General features: G+C 47.4%; 14 protein-coding genes. 8 read left to right on the top strand and 6 right to left on the bottom strand.

What is annotated here, in order from left to right; genetic code table 11:
* Positions 1-85: 85 nt before the first annotated feature.
* Positions 86-991, bottom strand: coding sequence for an SAM hydrolase/SAM-dependent halogenase family protein (locus D9Y29_RS04730; RefSeq protein WP_127125513.1), 906 nt, complete (start codon positions 989-991; stop codon positions 86-88).
* A 147-nt stretch (positions 992-1,138) separates the two neighbouring features.
* Here D9Y29_RS04730 and chrA point away from each other — a divergent pair, with 147 nt between their 5' ends.
* The 7 genes from chrA (at position 1,139) to D9Y29_RS04765 (ending at position 11,407) form a co-directional block, all read left to right on the top strand.
* Positions 1,139-2,254, top strand: a complete 1,116-nt coding sequence (gene chrA / locus D9Y29_RS04735) for a chromate efflux transporter (protein ID WP_127125515.1) — start codon at positions 1,139-1,141, stop codon at positions 2,252-2,254.
* A gap of 219 nt (positions 2,255-2,473) precedes the next feature.
* On the top strand, positions 2,474-3,838 hold the full coding sequence (locus tag D9Y29_RS04740; protein ID WP_127125517.1) for an oligosaccharide flippase family protein: 1,365 nt from the start codon (positions 2,474-2,476) through the stop codon (positions 3,836-3,838).
* 29 nt (positions 3,839-3,867) lie between these two features.
* Positions 3,868-4,896: a glycosyltransferase family protein gene (locus tag D9Y29_RS04745; protein ID WP_127125519.1), complete on the top strand. Its 1,029-nt coding sequence runs from the start codon at positions 3,868-3,870 to the stop codon at positions 4,894-4,896.
* 8 nt (positions 4,897-4,904) lie between these two features.
* Complete coding sequence (locus D9Y29_RS04750; RefSeq protein ID WP_127125521.1) at positions 4,905-5,420, top strand: hypothetical protein; 516 nt, start codon at positions 4,905-4,907, stop codon at positions 5,418-5,420.
* Between the two features lie 131 nt (positions 5,421-5,551).
* On the top strand, positions 5,552-7,471 hold the full coding sequence (locus D9Y29_RS04755; protein ID WP_127125523.1) for a DUF3857 domain-containing protein: 1,920 nt from the start codon (positions 5,552-5,554) through the stop codon (positions 7,469-7,471).
* Between the two features lie 7 nt (positions 7,472-7,478).
* Positions 7,479-9,392: a DUF3857 domain-containing protein gene (locus D9Y29_RS04760; protein WP_127125525.1), complete on the top strand. Its 1,914-nt coding sequence runs from the start codon at positions 7,479-7,481 to the stop codon at positions 9,390-9,392.
* 38 nt (positions 9,393-9,430) lie between these two features.
* A complete protein-coding gene (locus D9Y29_RS04765; RefSeq protein WP_127125527.1) occupies positions 9,431-11,407 on the top strand; it encodes a DUF3857 domain-containing protein in 1,977 nt (658 codons plus the stop codon).
* Between the two features lie 8 nt (positions 11,408-11,415).
* On the opposite strand, the gene D9Y29_RS04770 is transcribed toward D9Y29_RS04765, so the two are convergent.
* Genes D9Y29_RS04770 through D9Y29_RS04780 form a run of 3 tightly spaced genes read right to left on the bottom strand, consistent with a single transcriptional unit; the run spans position 11,416 to position 15,874 of the window.
* Positions 11,416-13,344 carry a menaquinone biosynthesis decarboxylase gene (locus D9Y29_RS04770; RefSeq protein WP_127125529.1) on the bottom strand — a complete coding sequence of 643 codons (1,929 nt, stop codon included), beginning with the start codon at positions 13,342-13,344 and terminating at the stop codon, positions 11,416-11,418.
* 26 nt (positions 13,345-13,370) lie between these two features.
* On the bottom strand, positions 13,371-14,033 hold the full coding sequence (locus tag D9Y29_RS04775) for a response regulator (protein WP_127125531.1): 663 nt from the start codon (positions 14,031-14,033) through the stop codon (positions 13,371-13,373).
* Positions 14,030-15,874 (bottom strand): sensor histidine kinase, encoded by a 1,845-nt coding sequence (locus D9Y29_RS04780; protein ID WP_127125533.1) that lies wholly within the window; start codon positions 15,872-15,874, stop codon positions 14,030-14,032. Before D9Y29_RS04780 ends, D9Y29_RS04775 begins: the two co-directional genes overlap by 4 nt.
* A gap of 413 nt (positions 15,875-16,287) precedes the next feature.
* On the opposite strand from D9Y29_RS04780, the gene D9Y29_RS04785 reads away from it, so the two are divergent.
* Positions 16,288-16,677: a response regulator gene (locus tag D9Y29_RS04785; RefSeq protein ID WP_127125535.1), complete on the top strand. Its 390-nt coding sequence runs from the start codon at positions 16,288-16,290 to the stop codon at positions 16,675-16,677.
* Positions 16,678-16,690: 13 nt separating this feature from the next.
* On the opposite strand, the gene D9Y29_RS04790 is transcribed toward D9Y29_RS04785, so the two are convergent.
* Together D9Y29_RS04790 and D9Y29_RS04795 are read right to left on the bottom strand one after the other, a co-directional pair.
* Complete coding sequence (locus tag D9Y29_RS04790) at positions 16,691-17,557, bottom strand: DUF6089 family protein (RefSeq protein ID WP_127125537.1); 867 nt, start codon at positions 17,555-17,557, stop codon at positions 16,691-16,693.
* Positions 17,558-18,502: 945 nt separating this feature from the next.
* Entirely contained in the window at positions 18,503-19,588 is a 1,086-nt protein-coding gene (locus D9Y29_RS04795; RefSeq protein ID WP_127125539.1) for a FecR family protein, read from the bottom strand.
* Positions 19,589-19,642: the final 54 nt, after the last annotated feature.

Raw genomic sequence — 19,642 nt, forward strand, 5'->3', positions numbered from 1 at the left:
CACCCACACCGCCCCATCCAACCAAACCCTGTTCAAATATTATTCAAATGCGCTGGTTCGTTTCGCAGCCTGACTTACCTATCTCTCACGGCCTTGAGATTTTTACGACCCAATCTGGCCCGCTCTGAATGCCATAAGTATTTGCGAAGTTCCCCATATTGATAGCCAAGGAGAATTGCATGAGGCTGTTGAGATAGGCCATGGGCCGGGATTCGGGAACATCGCCGAACGTATGAACGAAAGGGATGCGCTGCTGAAAGACAGTGCTGTCTCTGTGATTGATACGGACCAGTACTGAATCCCCGGGATGAATGGAAAGACTGCTGAGGAGACTCTGCGGGATATTCGTCCAGATATTGCCGTATTGCACATCGAGGACCGGGACCATTCCAGAGAGCGTGTCGGCATTTTTGATGGCTTGCTGAAATGGGATACTGATAACGGAATCGGGCAACCGCTTTCCAACTTCTTCGAAACGGATGATGCCGGCGGCGAGTCTTGCACCGGTGTAAGCATATACATCGCGCCCATGGAAAGTGTAGGATTGTCCGGATTGCTGTCGGCGGTTGATGGCTTCGTCTATTTCGCGAACTTCACTGATGCCGAGGGATTTTGCAACGAGCGTGAGCGTTCCGTTATCAGGTGTTACAAAGTAATGACCGCTGTTGGAGCGCATCACCACTGATTTCCGGCTGGTGCCTACGCCGGGGTCTACAACCGAAACGAATACGGTGCCGGCAGGCCAGTAAGGCGCTGTTTGTTCCAGGCGGTAAGCCGCTTCCCAGATATTGAAGGCCGGGATCTCGTGGGTGAGGTCGTACAGACCGAGATCAGGCGATACGCCGATCGCTACTCCTTTCATAGCGCTGACCGCACCGTCTTTCAATCCGAAATCGGATTGGAAGACAAGCGCCGGCGGCTTTTTTTGAGTGCAGGAACAAATAAGAACTACAATTACTACAAGCAGTATGGAATGAAAGCGGGTCCGCATAGATCTGTTTGAGGCTTTAAATTAATCAAATATGAGCAGTTTCAGGACCGGGAGATGCAACTGTGTAACATCGAATTCCTGTCAGCGTAATGAATAATCGCTGATATTTGTTTTGGTAATGAGCAATGTCCATCAATAAAACCGGCGATGAAAAATTCCAAAGAACTGAAAGAAGTAGCTGCAGTTTTCCTGAAACTGGGGCTGACAGGCTTTGGCGGCCCTGCCGTACATATTGCCATGATGGAAGAGGAAGTGGTGAAAAAACGAAAATGGATGACAGGAGAACATTTCCTTGACCTGGTTGGCGCTACCAATCTGATCCCTGGTCCGAATTCCACGGAAATGACGATGCATTGCGGCTATCTTCGCGCGGGCTGGAAAGGGCTGATCGTTGCGGGCCTTTGTTTTATTCTGCCTGCCGTGATCATAACGGCTGTTTTCGCATATGCCTACCAGAGATATGAACAATTACCGGAGGTGGAGCCATTCCTTTATGGGATCAAACCAGCCATCCTCGCCGTGGTGGTTGCCCTGATGATCTCGCTGGGGAAGAAATCGCTAAAGAACCTGGAACTTGGCGTTATCGGGGCGCTGGCCGCAATTTTTACACTGGCCGGGGCCAATGAGATCCTTGTACTTTACCTCGCAGGCCTGGCAGGCATTCTGCTACATCTGCTGAAGTCCGGAAAACAAAAGACCTATAATTTCATGCCGGTGGTATTGCTGCAGGTGCCGGCTACTGTGCTTAACTGGCAATTGTTCTGGTCATTTCTCAAGATCGGCTCCATACTTTACGGTAGCGGTTATGCGCTTTTTGCCTTCCTGGATGCAGAACTTGTTACCCGGGGCCTGATCAACAAACAACAACTCACGGATGCCATTGCGGTTGGACAGTTCACGCCCGGTCCCGTTTTTTCATCGGCTACTTTTGTGGGCTGGCAGATAAGCGGATGGAAAGGCGCGCTGGCAGCCACTGCCGGCATCTTCCTCCCTTCCTTTCTTTTTGTGGCTTTTCTTCATCCATTGATACCAGTTTTAAGAAGATCGGCACTGATGTCTGCATTCCTGGATACGGTGAATATCGTGTCTGTAGCCATCATCCTGGCTGTATGCGTGGAACTTGGCAAAGGCTCGATCACGGGATGGAAAACCATCCTGATAGCTGTTGCCGGTTTTGTCATCACCTGGCGTTTCAAAAAACTCAATACCGCCTGGATCATACTGGGCGGGGCTGTCAGCGGTTATCTCCTCTACCCGATCTGAGGCAGGAAGGTTATCTTCCAGTATAACTTTGGTGGCAGGCTTTCATCTTCCCATAATATTGTGTAATATTGCACCAGAAATCACAATTACAAATCGGGCGTACTTACCAACCACATCCCATATCCGCTCCCATATCCTCCCATCCAATAATTTATGATTTTGACCGTTATCCGGTAGCAAACCGGCACAAAAAACCAATAACGCCCCAAAGCACATGTCTTGAAACTGTTGAAATCATCCTTTTGGCTTCATTCCATTTTTTATACCCTGCTTCAGCGGTTTTCGCTGTTCTTTTTCGGCGCAGTAGCTTATATGGTGCTGGCCAGGGGACTTTCAGCCAGCGGATCGATGGCCATCTGGGCATTGTACCTCACTATACTCTCACTCTTCGAAACCGTCAAACAGGGACTGCTGCGTAATCCTACCATCAAATTCCTGGGATTGTCAGAATACGCCAACCGTAAAGCGGAAGTGCAGTCTTCTTCCATGGTGATCAATCTTCTCTTCTCTGCCCTGGCCCTCATTGGACTGGTGGCCGGCAGCGGACTGATCAGCAACCTGCTCAAATCGCCCGATCTCATTCCCCTGCTCCATTGGAGCGCAGCTTTTATCATATTGCTGGTGCCATTCAATCACTTTGAAATATTATTGCAGGCCCGTTATCATTTCCAGCAAATTTTCTGGGCGTATTTCGTAAGACAGGGAAGTTTTTTCATCGGTATTCTCATCCTCTTCTTCTTTGCGAAGGAACATTTTACCTTGATGAACCTGATGATCCTGCAACTGGTATCATTACTGGCTGGTACTGTTATCCTGTTCAACTCAGCGAAGCAGTTCCTCATGAAGAAATTCCATTACGATAAAAGTATTATCGCAAGGATGTTCCACTTCGGTAAATATATTTTCGGCACCAATCTCTGCTCCAATGTTACCCGCAGCTTCGATCATTTCATCACGGCCAATACACTGAACCCGCTCAGCGGCAAACAGTATGTGAGTTACTACAATACCGTGGCCCGTATCAACAATATGATCGATGTGCCTTCACTGGCGGCAGCAGATGTACTTTTTCCCAAAAACGTGGAAAGCCTGGAAGAGCATGGCATTGGAAAAGTGAAATACTATTTCGAGAGAATGGTGGGCACCATCCTGGCTGTTATCATCCCTATCTGTATTTTCATTTTCCTGTTCCCGAAATTCATCATCTTCATCATTGCCGGCCCCAATTATTACGACGCTATTCCCATATTGCAGATCACTATTTTCGCGAGCCTGGTAAAACCTATCGGCTACCAGTATGGATCAACGTTAGATGCCATCGGGAAACCGGTGGTGAACTTCTGGACAAGCGCCGTGATGATGGTAATTGCTTTGGTAACCACCTGGCTCTGTCTTTTGAAATGGGATGGTATCGGCGCTGCTTACGCCACTGTGCTCAACAGTATCATTGGCGGCAGTATCATGTATTTCGTATTGAAAAAACAAATTCAACTCGAAGGCAGGAATATTATCCGCTACACTTTACAGTGCTATAAAGATATCTGGGCTTTCCGGAAAAAACTGATCAGACAACCAGTGGCTTAAAGCCATTCAAATAATTATAACTTAGACGTATGAAGATCGCTTTTACAATCTGTTCCAACAACTACCTTTCCCTGGCGCGTGCGCTGGCCAAATCACTGGCAGCAACCGGCAATGATTATCATTTCATCATCGGACTGGTAGACAAAATGGATGATCGCCTGGCCGACTGGTACAAAGATGTTACCATCCTCCCCTGCGATCAGATCGGGATCCCGGACCTGGAAGAGATTGCGATCAAATACAGCATCGCGGAATTCAATACAGCGCTCAAACCTTTCTATTTTCAGCATCTTTTCAAACAATACCCTGACGCGGAATACATCACCTTCCTGGATCCTGACATGCTTATCTATCGTAAGCTCCAGGAACTGGAAGATGGTCACAAGGCTTACGAGATCCTGCTTACACCCCATATCCTGCATCCCATGGAACTGGATGGCAAGCATCCTACGGAGATCTCCTATCTTTCAACCGGCACTTTCAATCTTGGTTTCCTCTCCTTGCGCCAGGGCCCCAATACAACGGCATTCCTCGACTGGTGGGCTGAACGCCTGCGCCATTTCTGCTATTTCGATTTCCCGGCCGGATTGTTCGTAGACCAGAAATGGGTGAACCTTGTACCTGTGTTCTTCGAATCAGTTTTCGTGATCAAACATCCGGGCTATAATGTGGCTTACTGGAACCTGCAGGAAAGAACATTGAGCAAGAACAATAACAACTGGTTCATCAACCAGCAATACCCGCTCAGCATCTACCATTTCAGCAGTGTGGGCATCAAGCAGGGACTGCTCTTCCATAAACAGCAGAACAGGTATACCGATGCTGATCTTCCACTGAACAAGGAGCTTTTCATGGCTTACCGCCAGCTGGTACTGGACGAAGGTTATCTTCAAACCAATCCTTACAGCTGCTATTATGTGGAACTGCATAACAATCATGTAACACAGAAAATGAAAAGCAGTTTCAGTGGTCGTATGAAGCTCTGGCTCAAAGGTGTGATCCCTGCCAAACAACGCGCAAAACTGAAAAAGAAATTACTGGATTTCGCCAACAGCTAAATCATTCCATGGACCTGGAACAAAGCATACTGGCAGAACATTCCAAAGCCCAATGCATGCGCATTACCGCTTATATCGGTAATGACAGGGAACGATTTGCCCAACTCATGAAGCTGTTCCTCAATGGAGAATACCGCGTAACGCAAAGGGCCGCCTGGCCACTCAGCTGCTGCGTGGAGGCATACCCGGAACTGATAAAACCCTGGTATGCACAACTACTCCGCAAACTGCAGGAGCCGGATACACATAATGCTGTTACACGTAATATTGTTCGCAGTTTGCAATACGTAACCATTCCTGAAAAGTACCAGGGAACCGTGATGAGCATTTGCTTCGATTTCATTGCAGATCCCAATCAAGCAGCGGCCGTGAAAGCTTTTTCACTCTCTATTCTTCAAAACCTGGCAAAGGATTACCCGGAGATTGCTCCGGAGCTGATAACTATCATCGAAGGCAGGTGGAGCCAGGAAACGCCGGCATTCCAATCCAGGGCCAGAAAATTGCTGAAATTCCTAAAAAGATGAAAAAACAGTGATCCAGGTCAATCACAAACACCCCTGTATTGAACCCTCACATTTTTTTTACTATACTTGCGTAAATTAATCCCTAAGCTTGCGGTCATCAGCCCTGACCCTAACTACTAAAAGACCATCTTATGAGATTTGTGCTTCCCATCTTGCTTTTTGCATTGGTCCAAAATGCAAAAGGTCAGACGAAGGTTCCTGAATTCGGGCAATTCATGGCGGATGAAAAAGCGATCACAGTTTGCGACTTCGATCCCGAAGCAGAAGCAGTGATCATCCTGGACAAGGCTGAATCCAATCACAATGAAGATCATAACCTGATCACCAAAAGAAGGATCAGGATGAAGATCCTGAAACCAAAAGGGATCCGCCTTGCAGATGTGAGCATCTATTATTATTCCAAAGAAGCTTTTGAAAGTTTATTCGATATCCGCGCCGTGGTGGTGAACGTAAACCCCGATGGTGGTGAAGAAAGAAAAGAACTGGCCAGTTCTGCCATCTTCGACAGCAAAGTGAATGATAAATGGTCCGAAAAGAAGTTCGCACTGCCCGGCGTCCGCGTGGGCAGTATCATCGAATATGAATACGGCAGGATCTCAAAAAATTACAACGGACTTCGGGATTGGTATTTCCAAACTGAACTACCCACCATGCTCAGCAGTTATGACCTGGCGATCCTTCCCAATTATGAGTTCGCCTACAAAGTGAGCAAGTCGCCATCGCTTCCAATTGTTGTGAAGACTGATAAGGCCAATGGCACCACCTATTTTGAAATGAAGAATATTGCCGGACTGCGCGATGAACCATTCATGGATGCCAAAAGCGATTACCTGCAGAAAGTGGAATTCCAGCTCGCCGGTTATGCCGGCAGATTCGGCGGGCGGACCCGTTATATGACAACCTGGGCTGAATTGAGCAGGGAATTGTTAAGCGATGCAAACTTTGGCGGACAGCTCAACCGCAATGTGGGAGCAGATGATTTATTGAACAAGGCAAAATTGCTTTCCGATCCCTATGAAAGGATGTCCCTGATCTATCAATACGTTCATAAAAATATTTTCAGCAAAGGCGCCAGCACGCTTTATATACAGGACGGCGTGAAAGATGCCTGGAAAAACAAAGTAGGCAACAGCGCTGAAGTAAACCTGCTGCTGATCAACCTGCTGAAAGAAGCCAATCTGGAAGTATATCCCCTGCTGGTCAGCGAACGTGATCACGGTAAAGTAAGGGAGGGCTATCCGTTCCTCGACCAGTTCAACAAAATACTGGCCTGGGTAGTGATCAACGATAAAAAATATGTACTGGATGCAGCAGGCATCTATACACCACCAGATATGTACCCGCCGGATGTAGTGAACTCGAAGGCATATCTTGTAGACAGGAAGAAAGGCGGCATTATCGATCTCGAAGAAACGCAAAAGAAAAACAGGAATAAGATCATTTTAACTGCTACCGTTTCTGAAGACGGAATGATCAATGGACAAGTGTTAGCCAGGAGTTACGACTATGCAAGGCTTGAGAGAAAACAGGCATTGCAAAAAAGCAAGGAATTCCTGCTATCCGAATATTTTACCAATGAGCATCCCGGTATCAAAACAGATAGTTTCGAAGTCAGGAATGCAGACAATGATTCACTGCCACTGGAGCAGAGATTCAATTACCAGGTCCCTATCAACGCCAGCGGCGAATACCGCCTGCTGAACCTGAATATGTTCTCCGGGCTGCATTCCAATCCTTTTATTTCAGATATCCGGTTCACAGATGTGAATTATGGCTACCTGCAGCATCAGGAGATACTGGAACTGGTTGCGCTGCCGGAAGGATGGGTACCGGAAAGCCTGCCCAAAGATACCAGGCTGATCACGCAGGATAATAGCATCAGTTGCGCGAGATATATTACATTTGCGAATAATAAACTGAACGTACTGTTCAGGATAGAATTCAACAGAAGCGTATTCGATTCCGGCGAATACAGCACCCTGAAAGAATTCTTCAAGAAGATGACCAATATGTTGAATGAACAGGTCATCTTAAAAGAAAAAAATCAGTAAAACCACTATGAAGAAAATCCTGGCGGCAGCCCTTATATTAGCTGCCTTCTCAACCGGAACCTCCGCTCAAACACCCGCTGACCTGGTGCGCTATTCTGCGCTCACCATTCCGGACAGCCTCAAAAAAGGCGCAGACGCGGTTTCCAGGCTCGATGAAGAATCCATCGAGATCTTTTCACCTTCACGTTACAATCTCAGCAGCCACCAGATCATCACCCTGCTGAACAAAGATGCGGCAGGATACCTGCACCAGCAATACGCGTTCGACAAGTTCGAAAAGATCGATGATATCGAAGTGAAACTTTACAATGCGTTGGGTTTGGAAATAAAGAAATTCAAAAAGAAAGACTTCGAAACCGTTGCCTACAATGATAACGTGAGCCTGCATACAGACAATAAACTGATGCGGCTCTATGTGCCTTCCGCAGATTACCCCTGTACTATCGAGGTCAGCTATACCCGGAAAGTGACAAGCTATATCGGACTGCCCGCTTCCGTGATCCAGTCGCCCAACCGTTCGGTTGAAAATTTCAGTTACCAGATCAAAGTGCCTAAGGACCTGGATATTCATTACAAAATCGGTAATACCCAACTGAAGCCGGAAGTAACTAAAACTGCCGACGCCATCACCTATCAATGGAAGGCGCAGAACCTGAAAGCCATGCGTTCGGAAAGGAATAGCTGGAGTTCCTTTGTCAATTACCCGCATATCCAGGTAGCTCCCGGCAAATTCGAATATGATGGTACAAAGGGCAGCTCCAACACATGGAAAGAATTTGGGCAATGGGCATGGCCGTTATACGAGGACCCAACACCATTTACCGCTTCTCGCATGGAAGAGATCAAAAAGATGATCGCTCCGGTTACTGATCCCCGTGAAAAAATCAAAATACTCTACAGGCATTTGCAGAAGAATAACCGCTATGTGAGTATCCAACTGGGTATCGGAGGCTTCAAACCCTTTGCTGTATCCTTTGTGGACGACAAGAAGTATGGAGATTGCAAGGCCCTTACCAATTACATGCGCTACATGCTGAAAGCCGTGGACATCAATTCTTATCCGGCCCTGATCAATGCCGAATACAATAACCCACCCGTTGACCCCAACTTCGCCGCCAACCGCTTCAACCACGTGATCCTCTGCGTGCCATTTCAGCAGGATACCGTGTGGCTTGAATGTACCAGCAATACGCGGGAAATGAATGACCTGGGTTCCTTCACAGAAAACAAGTATGCGCTGCTGCTCCTGCCCGAAGGAGGGAAATTGGTAGCAACACCCAAAAGCAAAAGCAATCAAAACAAACTCATCACCAGATCCGAGATAAAAGTGAACAAGGATGGCGAAGCTGAAATGACGGCCAATATCACCTGCTCCGGCAATTTCTCGGAACATTTCCATTACGCTCAACAACTGGAAAGGGAAGAACTGAAAAGATTCCTGGTACAGTATCTCGAATACAAATCACCGGAAGACTTCAAATTCGAAGAGCTGCCAGCAACAGGTAACAAGAATTTCAGGATCAATTTTACGTACGACCAGGTATACGATTTCAAAGCCGGCAACAAGTTCTTCTTCCGCCCTCGTATGTACAATATCTGCGATGAAAACATCAAGCCTGACAGCAACCGCACCAAAGATTTCATCTTCGAGTTCCCTTACGAAAAAACCGATACCACCGTTTACCTGCTACCAGATGGATTCACCGTGGAAGGATTGCCACCCGTGAAAGAGCTGGATACTCCATATGGCTACTATCGCAAAGAAGTGATCAAAAACGCCTCCGGTAACGGCATCACCATCATCTCACAGCTTAACCTGAAAAAACATATTATCCCTGCAAAGGAATACCATGCACTGGCTGATTTCTTTCAGTCGGTAAACAAGACCGATGGCGCCAGGCTGGTGATCATCGGCGAATAAGTGTACCAGCCCTGTACTCTTAAAACAAATTAAACCTCATGAAGAAATTATTACTTCTGGCTTTCGCCTGCTGGCCGGTACTGGCATTGCATGCGCAGAAAGACAAAGACCTGCCCGGTTTTGGAAAAATAGACAAAGCCGAGCTGGAGCTCAAAGCCTGTGACCTGGAAAAAGATGCAGAAGCCATGATACTGCTGGAATCCGGCGAGATAGAATTCCAGCGTGGCAACCACTGGATATTTGCCATGAAGATCGAAAAAAGGGTAAGACTAAAGATCTTCAAAGACAAAGGCATGGACCGCGCCACCATCAAGCTCCTTTATTATTCGGACGACAACTACGAAAAGCTGCTGGACGTAGATGCAGTTACTTACAACCTGGACCCATCCGGAAAGATCAGGGAAACAAAAGTGGACAAAAAATCCATGTACAGGGAAAAAGTGAATTCGAATGTTTCCGCACTCAAATTCACATTCCCTGATGTGAAAATCGGCGAAAGCATTCTCGAATACCGTTACACCATCATCCGTGAAAGCGTTACCAATATCGAGCCCTGGATCTTCCAGGACAGGATCCCCACTAAAGTGAGCGCCTACCGGGTTGCTATACCCGAATATTTCAAATTCACCACCAATGCACATATGAGTCATCCCGTTGAACAGAAAAGGGATGAGTTCCGTCAGAGCATTCAATACAACAGGGAGATCATCCAGTACAACACACATGAATACTTCTATAAAATGAAGAATGTGCCCGCCCTGAAAGATGAACCGTATATGGGCGCAGTAAGGGATTATCTCCAGCGTGTGAATTTCCAGTTGTCGAGCGTACAGTTCCCCAACCAGATGCCGCAAAACCTTACCAATACCTGGGCTGGACTTACAAAGAACCTGATGGAACACCCCGCATTTGGTCAGCAGATCAAAAAGAACCTGCTGAAGAATGATGCCATGAACACCATCACAGCCAAAGCCAATACACCTTTCGAGAAAATGAGCGCCATTTTCTATCATGTGCAGAAGAGCATGGCATGGGACGGACATAACGATTTCTACTGCACCAGCGTGAAAGAAAGCTATGCGAAGAAAGCGGGTTCTTCCGGAGATATCAACCTCATTCTGCTCAATCTCCTGCGCGATGCAGACTTCGACGCCAGACCCGTACTGGCCAGCACCAGGGACCACGGGCAGGTGAACGCCACCTACCCTTTCATGGAGCAGTTCAACAATGTGCTGGTACTGGTTTTCATCGGGGATAACAACTATTTGCTGGACGCTTCGGACAAAGCCAACACTCCCTATCTCATTCCGGAAGATGTGCTGGGAACGGAAGCCTATATGCTGGAAGGCCAGAGCGGGCAATTCATTCAGCTCTGGACAAGCAGGAACACTTTACGCCACTTCATTAATGTGAATGGTAAGATCGATGAAGATGGGCTGCTCACCGGCGAATGCCAGGTAAACTCTTTCGATTATGGACGCGTATCCAGGTTACGGACCTACAGGCAGGGAAAAGATAAATTTACTGCAAAATTCTTCAGTGAAGGCGATGTGAAAGTAACAGACCTTGTTGTGGAGAATGATAAAGAATCCGAGGATTCACTGCCGCTGAACCAGCACCTGAAATTTTCGCTGCCGGTGAATTCTTCCGGTGAATACAGGTTCTTTTCACCCAATCTCTTTGGCGGGTTCAGCAAGAATCCATTCACAGCCGACAAGCGCCAGACGAATATCGATTTCGGTTATAACCAGCATTATATTTTCACCGGGAATATCACCATACCTGAGGGCTACGAATTTGAAACGCCACCGAAGAATATTGGTATGATCATGCCAGACACCAGTATTATTTTCCGTCGCTTCATAGAAGTGAAAGGCAATACTGCAGGATACAGGATCACCCTGGAATTCAAGCGCCCCTACTATGACGTACAGGAATACCCTGCATTCAGGGAGTTTTACAAGCTCCTGTTCGACAAACTGAGTGAGCAGTTCGTATTCAAGAAGAAAGCATGATCAGTTGGTCAGGATCTGGCAACAGCCTCCTGGCCGTAAACCTGGTCTTTATATTTTAAAGATGGAGATGGAATGAATTTGCCGATGCCAAGTTCATTCCATTTTTTGTCTACCGCAGCGATGGTCTCGTCTGCCGCTACGATGATATTCGGCCAGTCGCGGTGGAAATCATCCAGCTCAGCCGTTTTCAGCGTACCGTCGAGGCCCATGCAGGCCCAGACCTTGCCGGGTTCCGCTGCAGATGGTTGTTCGGAAAGCACATGATCTCTTTTGGGATCGAGATTATTGCAGAAACGCCAGAGCGCTACCGGCAGATCATTCGCGTCTACCGTATGCTCCACGTACAGGACCATCTTGATTCCCTGGAGTGCAGGATTGCTGCATAGTTCCTGGTGCAGGGATCTCACATGCCCCTTTCGGTTCTTCTTCACACTTACCACAATGCAGGGAATATCTATTGCCAGCAGTTTTGTATTGATACTGCTGATCTCAGGGAATGATTTTTTGAGATCACCAACGTTGATGCTCACCTGCTTTTTGGCAAGTGCGTACCTGGTATCCGTTTCTTCTTCATATTTGAAAGTACCATCGATGCACATCTTACCACCGAAGCCAAGCTTGCTGCAGCTATGATCGAGCACATCCATTGGCCCCTGTGTAAAGCTCAGGTCTGTTGCGGGGTTCAGGTTACTGAACACATCCTGCGCCAGTCTCTTGTAATCAGTTAAAGGGAACTCGTTGGCTGAAGTGAGCGCCAGGATCTTGTTGAACATCATTTGACCTGCCCCCCACATGGCATTCATCACTTTCAACCCCTGTCCGGGGTAATCTTTCTGGATCTTCGTGATCACCAGGTTATGGAAAACGCCTTCCACCGGCATATCCATATCCAGGATCTCCGGCACCATGGTCATTTTGATGGGAGCCAGGAAAATGCGTTCTGTCGCTTTCCCGAGCCATGCATCTTCCTGAGGCGGAATACCCACGATGGTAGCGGGATATACAGGATCCTTCTTATGAGTGATAGCAGTGATATGGAATTTAGGATACCAGTCGGGCAGCGAATAATAGCCGGTATGATCTCCGAAAGGACCTTCCCAGATCAGCTCATCATTGGGGTCCACATATCCTTCGATGATGAAGTCTGCGTCAGCGGGTACTTCAATTTCAGGCTGGGTGATACATTTCACCAGTTCCACTTTTTTCTTGCGAAGGAAACCGGCGAGCATGTATTCATCAACGTTATCAGGCAAAGGAGCAGTGGCAGCGTAAGCATATGCGGGGTCGCCGCCCAGCGCCACTGCCACGGGCATTCTCTTATTGAGTTTTTTGTATTCGCTGAAATGTCTTGCACTTACTTTGTGGCGATGCCAGTGCATACCAGTGAGCGTAGGGCCAAATACCTGCATCCGGTACATACCAACATTGCGGATATTGGTATTGGGATCTTTTGTATGGATCACGGGAAGTGTAACGAAGGGGCCGCCATCATTGGGCCAGCAGGTGATCACGGGTAGTTTGGAGATATCAGGCGTTGCCATCACCACTTCCTGGCAGGCGCCCCTGCCCTTTTTCACTTTGGGCATCCAGCTGGCAAATTCACTGAGCTTGGGAAGAAGACGAAGCTTGTCGAGCAGGCTTTCTTTGGGGCCTGTGAGGAGTTTGAAAAGATGTTCGATATCTGCGGCGATATCATCCAGTTTTTCCACGCCGAGCGCCAGGCACATGCGGCGTTCGCTGCCATAGGCATTCATCAGCACGGGAAAATCGTACCCGGTATTTTCAAACAGGAGTGCTTTACCGCCACCGGGCTCTTTGCTGATCCTGTCTGTGATCTCTGCTATCTCCAGTTTGGGGTCCACATAGGTTTTGATGCGGATCAGTTCCCCTGCCTTTTCCAGTTCATTGATGAATTGCTGCTGATTGCTGAATGCCATGGTTCCAGATTATGGCCCGCAAGTTACTACAACTCTTCGATCCGGATGAGGCCGTTTTTCAGGGCGAATTTTATCACGCCCACCAGGTTGCGGGCCCCGATCCTTTTATTGATATTGCTCCGGTACTGTTCCACGGTGCGCTCGGAGAGATAGACCTGGTCACTGATCTCCCTGGCGGTTTTCTGGTAACAGATCAGGCGGATGATCTCCACTTCCTTGCTGGTGAACTCCATGTCCTGGATCAGGTGCTTTGTATTATCGTCCTGGAAAGAAATGCGGTTGATGATATGATTGCGGGCCTCGCGGCAATAATAGTCCCTGCCCAGCATGATGGTTTCAATGGCTTTAAGGAATTCGCCTTCATCTTCGTTCTTGAGCACATAGCCGTTTACACCTACGGAGAACATCTTGTTCACGGCATTTTCGTCGAAGTTGAAACTATAGGCCAGTATCCGGCTCTGCGGACATTTGTACCTGACTTCTTTCACTACCATATTCCCTTCGATGTCCGGCAAACGGAAGTCCACGATCACCAGTTGCGGCTGGTGCTTCACTGCCTGCTCCACGCCGGATTCACCGGAATAAGCTTCGTGAAATTGTTCGAAGAGATGCTGGATGGTTACCCTGATGCCATTGATGATCATTTTATGATCATCTATCACAAGTACTGATTGATAAGGTGGTTTCATGAAAATGGGATATTTATTTCGATAGTATAACCTTCGGGATAATTGTTGCGCAGGCTCAGTTCACCACGGAGCTTGTGTACCCGCTCCCTGATATTGGCCAGACCAATGCCGTTCTTTTGTTCGTAGGCAGGTTCGAAGCCCTGTCCATTGTCGGTGTATACGATCCTGATCCTGCGGGATAATACCTGCAGCATGGTATCTATCCGGCTCCATTCTGCATGCTTCAACGTATTGTTCACCAGTTCCGAGAGAATATTGCGCAGATGCTGGTATTGAAAATAATTCAGGGGCTTGTCTTTCTTATTGAAATAGAATTGATAATTGATGCCTGTGAGCGCTTCCGTTTTTTCAAGCAGCGCGCGTACATCTTCATACAATTGCGTGGTGGAAAGTTCCAGGTCCGACTTGAGATCGTGTGATAGGCCGCGCACCGTTTCCATTACAGTGCCAATGGCCCCTTCCATCTGCACCAGGTGGGGCGAAGCAGCGGCCACGCTTTCTTTTTCCTTTCTCGCCAGCAATTTGATGTAGAGCAGCTGAGGCCCGATCTCATCATGGATATTGCGCGCCATACGCAGTTTGGCATTCAGGAATTTATTTCGCTGCCTTTGCCTCAGCCAGAAGAACAGTACTGTAAAAAGCACCAGCTTGGAAACGATCAGCAGGATGAGATAGATATTCTTCTGCTCCGCTTTGGCGCGGGCATCTTCCGCCTCGTTCAGCAAAGCTCGACTATATTCCATTTGCGTTTGTGCGTATACGTTATTATCCCTGTCAGTGAGGGTGGCTTTGAGCACACTGTCTTTCAGCGACAGGGCCAGTTGGTTGTGCGAATAGGCTTCCGCCAGTTTTCCTTTGCCCCGCAGCAGCAGGGCCATTTGTTCGTGATAGAACTGTTGCTTGCGGGCGCGGATGATGGGCAGGTCCATCTGGTGCAACAGGGCCAGGTATTTGGCGGCGCTGTCTGTTCTCCCCGTTTCCATGAAATATTCGATCGCTGCTTTGTAAGCATCATATTCGAAGAATGGTTTCATGGCCTCACTCATGGTGGTGGAAGAACGGATCCAGTAAAGGGTTTGATGGAAGGCTGAATCTGCCAGCTTTGGATCTTCCTGTTCATATCGTGCTTTGGCAAAAGCAGCTTCGGTAGCAGAGATACGTATCTTACTGAGGAAGGGCTCATATTTCGCAGGAGCACTGCTCACTGCTTCCATTACCCGATGGAGCATCGCTTCGGCTTCTGATGCCTTCGTGTATTTCCTTTGTTCATAAAAAAGACTGGTCATGGCTCCGAGGATACCGCAAACATTTTCGATCATGATGCCTTTGGCTTTTCCCCAGACAGCAGAATCGGCCTGCGTTTTGAGTAGCGGAGCTATGGAATCGAAACGCTGGTAACATTTTTCATAGTCTTCATTATCGGCAAATATGGTGATCATGGCGCGGTTGGCAGCCAGTTCGCGTGCAGTGTTGTGCTGGGCTTTTGCCTCTTCAGCCATCTTACCGAACCAGAAAATACTCTGCCCGGTACTATTATTGTTTACACTATGAATTCCCCGGTATTGAAAATAAATGATCCGTCTTTCTCTGAATGCAGTGTCATTGAAAACGATATGCCGGTATTGTTCCAGGAGTTGTGGGAAATCCGGTCTGTCGAAGCAGTGGAAAACAGTGGAATCCATTTTTTTGATGTAGCTGGAATCCGGAAGTTTTTGTTGCTGGTTCTGGAGCAATATACGGCGGAAGAATACCTGAAGGCTGTCCTTATCGCTGGCGGAAGCTGAACCCTGGCGGCAAAGCAATGCAGATAGAATAAGAGTCACAGGGAGCCATGATCTCATAGGTTCCTAATTGGTAAGTATGGTAAAAAAGGTTTAATGCCTATTACCAGAGCCTGGACCTGTACAGTAAGATGATGCGTATGGCAATTTAAGGAATTTGGGCCATACCTGAACATGTTCAATAATTATGTTGAACAGTTAGCAGACGATGTAGTTTGAATTACCATGATACAATGAACTGATGCAATTAACGACATATTATTTTTCTGATTACCAAAGTAATAGTAATTTCAATCTGGTATCCGTTTTTACACGGACCTTTTTTTCCAGTGCATCATTTCTATTGCAAACCTTCTCCTTCTTATAATCCCATTATTTAATTACTGATCCTTATTTATCATCCACAGTTGATTGATCGGCATAAATGATCCGTACCCTATTTTAAAATTTCCGGGATCATTAACCATTAATGTATGCTAACCATGATCAAAATCATGATTGCGGATGATCATGACCTTTATCGGGAAGTGCTGAGAGATTTCTTGAATCGAAACGGCTTTTCTGTGATCAACACAATCAGGATGGAAGAAGGCTTTGAAACGGCTTTGAATCATTCCGGGATTCCGGATATAGCCATCATCGCTTTTAAGAGCAGCCGCAATAACAGTATGACTGTTCTCCGCTGGCTTCGAACTAATTTCCCTGCCGTAAAAATACTGGTGACCACTTTGTTTGGCGAACGGATTCCTTCCGGTGAACTGAAGGAACTGGGCGTTGAAGGCATGATAGTAAAATCGCATGCAGATACCCGTGAGATCATCACAGCCCTGCATGCGATACAAGATGGTTCAACCTATTATTGAGTTCAGTATTTTTCTACTGTCGTACCCTGGGGCAGCCCAGTTGCGACCTTTTTCCATTCCAGCCGGAATAGGAATCACCGCCACCTTTACCTCCCAGTCCGATGGTGAGTGTAATACCAGTGATATAATACCAGTCTTTGTTCTTTTCTCCTCCACGCACAGTATTGAGTGCAGGATAATTGGGATTACCGCCTTTCAGTTCACCTCCCCTGTAAGACATTTCAACGGCTTTCAACCCGCGCTGCGATGCCAGTACCATGGGATCAACGTAACGTGTGCTCAGATCATCCAGGTAATCTGTGAAGAGTTTCCTGATACCCACTTCAAAACCCAGCGTGGCATTTTCAGACACACGGAACTTCACGCCTCCACCGAATGGAATGGCGAATTGAGTGAGCATGTACTCTTTGCGGTTGGGATACTGAGAAAGCCCCTGCCCTTCTGTACTCAGGGGTTTCAGGAAGATCTTATTACCGAGGGTATCGTAAGTGTATGGATCGAAATGATAGATGGCCGCACCGGCGAAAACATATGGAGAGAGGCGCCTTTCTGAAAGATCGAACAGGGTGTATTGCAGCAGCAGGTTGCCTTCCACAAGCTTTGTGTGGAAGTTGAGGTTACGTGCGCGGAGCAGGCCGGTATTCTGTTTATCGTCTGCTTCCAGGCTGCCGTAATGAAAACCAATCCTGGCGGCAATATGAGGAGTGATATCATATTGCAGACCGGCGCCAACAGCAAGGTTGGCCTGGTTGAGTGTGAAATACTTTGTTTGAAGATCACCCTGGTAATTGGAAAATCCACCCAGGAGCGTAAGATGAAGTCTTTGCTGGGAGTAACCTGCCAACGGTAAGAGTAAGCAACATAGCAATAGCTTGCGCATACAGAGATTTTTTGGTTTCAGAAAAGTGTAAAGCAGTTTTCCGATAAGGGCCTGGACAATTTCGGTCAAAGGAGATTGGGGGAAGTTCCGTTTCCGGATCCGGGCATATTACGCAATATTCGCGCCAATAATACCCCGTTTGAGGGAAATTGGCGGCAAGATACAACGCAAGTTCCAATGTTCATAGTACCTGATTTCTGTTACTCATCTCAGATTACCAACAGGTACGTGGAAAGCAGGAAAAAAGTTGGGAAAAAACCAATAAGCGGAAGAATGAAAAAAGTAGAGCCTTAACCAAAAGTTTTGCCTGGGACCGGAACAAAGAATGCTAATGGTTATAAATCTACTGAACCTATAGGGAATCAACCAATAAAAATGCAGTAAATACCCGGCTTTACGTCTAAGCATATACGAATATCTACGTGTTACCACTTACATACATCCCTCCTACGCCACTGAGTTTCAATGTTATTTTTTACGAAAGTTTTTATCCCGAATTCATAAAGGTAACAGAAACTACGGAGGTAAATTTGAAATGAAGCATATATGAAAAGTGAGCTTTCAGCAATATTGTCATTTATGTCGATCACACTATAAGGCCCTTGAGAAGTAGCTGTAATAACCGGGTTGCTGGTAGTGCGTAACTATGAAGCACGGGGGATTCTTTGATTATGTTCAGGATGCAGAGGGTCAGCATAATCAAATGTCTTTCCGGTATTCATGGGCTATACATTGGAATGCCCTGTCGCTCCGGCAAACCAAATATGGGTGGTTAAAATTGCCCTGTGCTACCGGCACCCGCGTTATATACAGACCGTTCCCGCCTCTTCCGCCTCCGGAACCAATGTGCAATTAATTCAATGATTAGCCCCTTCCTGGTTTTCACTCTGTGTACCGGAGCTGCCTGCAATGGCTAACCGGCTACACGGTGTTTTTTTATTTATTCTACTGTTCGTTTTTCCATGATAATACTTCCTTCAGGTCTGCTTTGTCCACCCGGATCCCACCCATATCCGATCCATCTGTACTGTTGCTGACCTGCGCCTGTTGTCCGGGCTCCAGGACCACATCAAGCCTGTCTTTTCTGTTTAAACCCGGGCCTGTATGCAAAACCTGTTTCCATACACGCAGGCTGCCTGCTTCCAGCGTTGCTGCAGCCAGCTTTTCCTGCGAATATACATGCACGTTAAAGCGGGCCGCCCGGGCTTCCATATTCATGCCTGAGGTATGCACGAAAAAGGGATTACTGGTTCCGCCGGCACCCTGCTGCAACACATCAAAATAAAGTTCGCCGCTGGCTTCCACAGCACGGCCCCGGGCACTGAACCTTTCAGGGAATCGCAGCAGGGAGGCTCCATTCAATTTCACTTCCGTGCCATCAGGCAACCAAACGGTAAGTTTCTCCCCCGGTGGTGTGGTAATGGTAGCGAACAATGCGCTGTCAGCAATATCGTTTGCAGCAATTGTTATGAAGCGAACACCACCTGGCTCCCTGGTCAGCTTCAATCGACCATATTCCAGCACAGTGCCGTAACGCATGGTATCGGGATATAAGAGCCTGCCATCTTCAAACCTGACCTGGCTTCGTGCCGGCAGCTCTGCGGTTTCTGCCTCCACCGCAATGTTGGCTTCTGCAGTGCTTACTTTACTTCGGGAAGAGGACTGGTTGAACCATAAGAACAACAATACGGCAATCAGCAGCAGGATTACTGCAGCTACCCATTTCCACCAGTGAAAATCAAAGATTCGAAATTGTCGTTTGTCCTTTTCCGTTATCTCCTCTTCTTCCTGCACTTCCGGTTCACTGAGCTGCAGTGCTGTCCGGACCCTTTGCTTCATTTCCTGCTTCACCAGGGTCAGTTCACGGAGCCTGCCAACAATGAAGTCCGGATTGATGAGCCTGGCAAATGCTTCCTTATTGGCGGGCGTATGATTGGCCCAGTCAAGCAGTTCATTCAGATCATCTTCTTCCAGTTCCTGCCTCCAGTATTTCAAAATGAGGCTTGCTATCTTTTTTACAGTTTCCGGCATAAAGTATCATTGAGAAGGATGCTCTCATATATAAAACCGGGAAATGGGCCGTTT

The organism is Pseudoflavitalea rhizosphaerae, from assembly GCF_003991355.1.
Classification (GTDB): domain Bacteria; phylum Bacteroidota; class Bacteroidia; order Chitinophagales; family Chitinophagaceae; genus Pseudobacter; species Pseudobacter rhizosphaerae.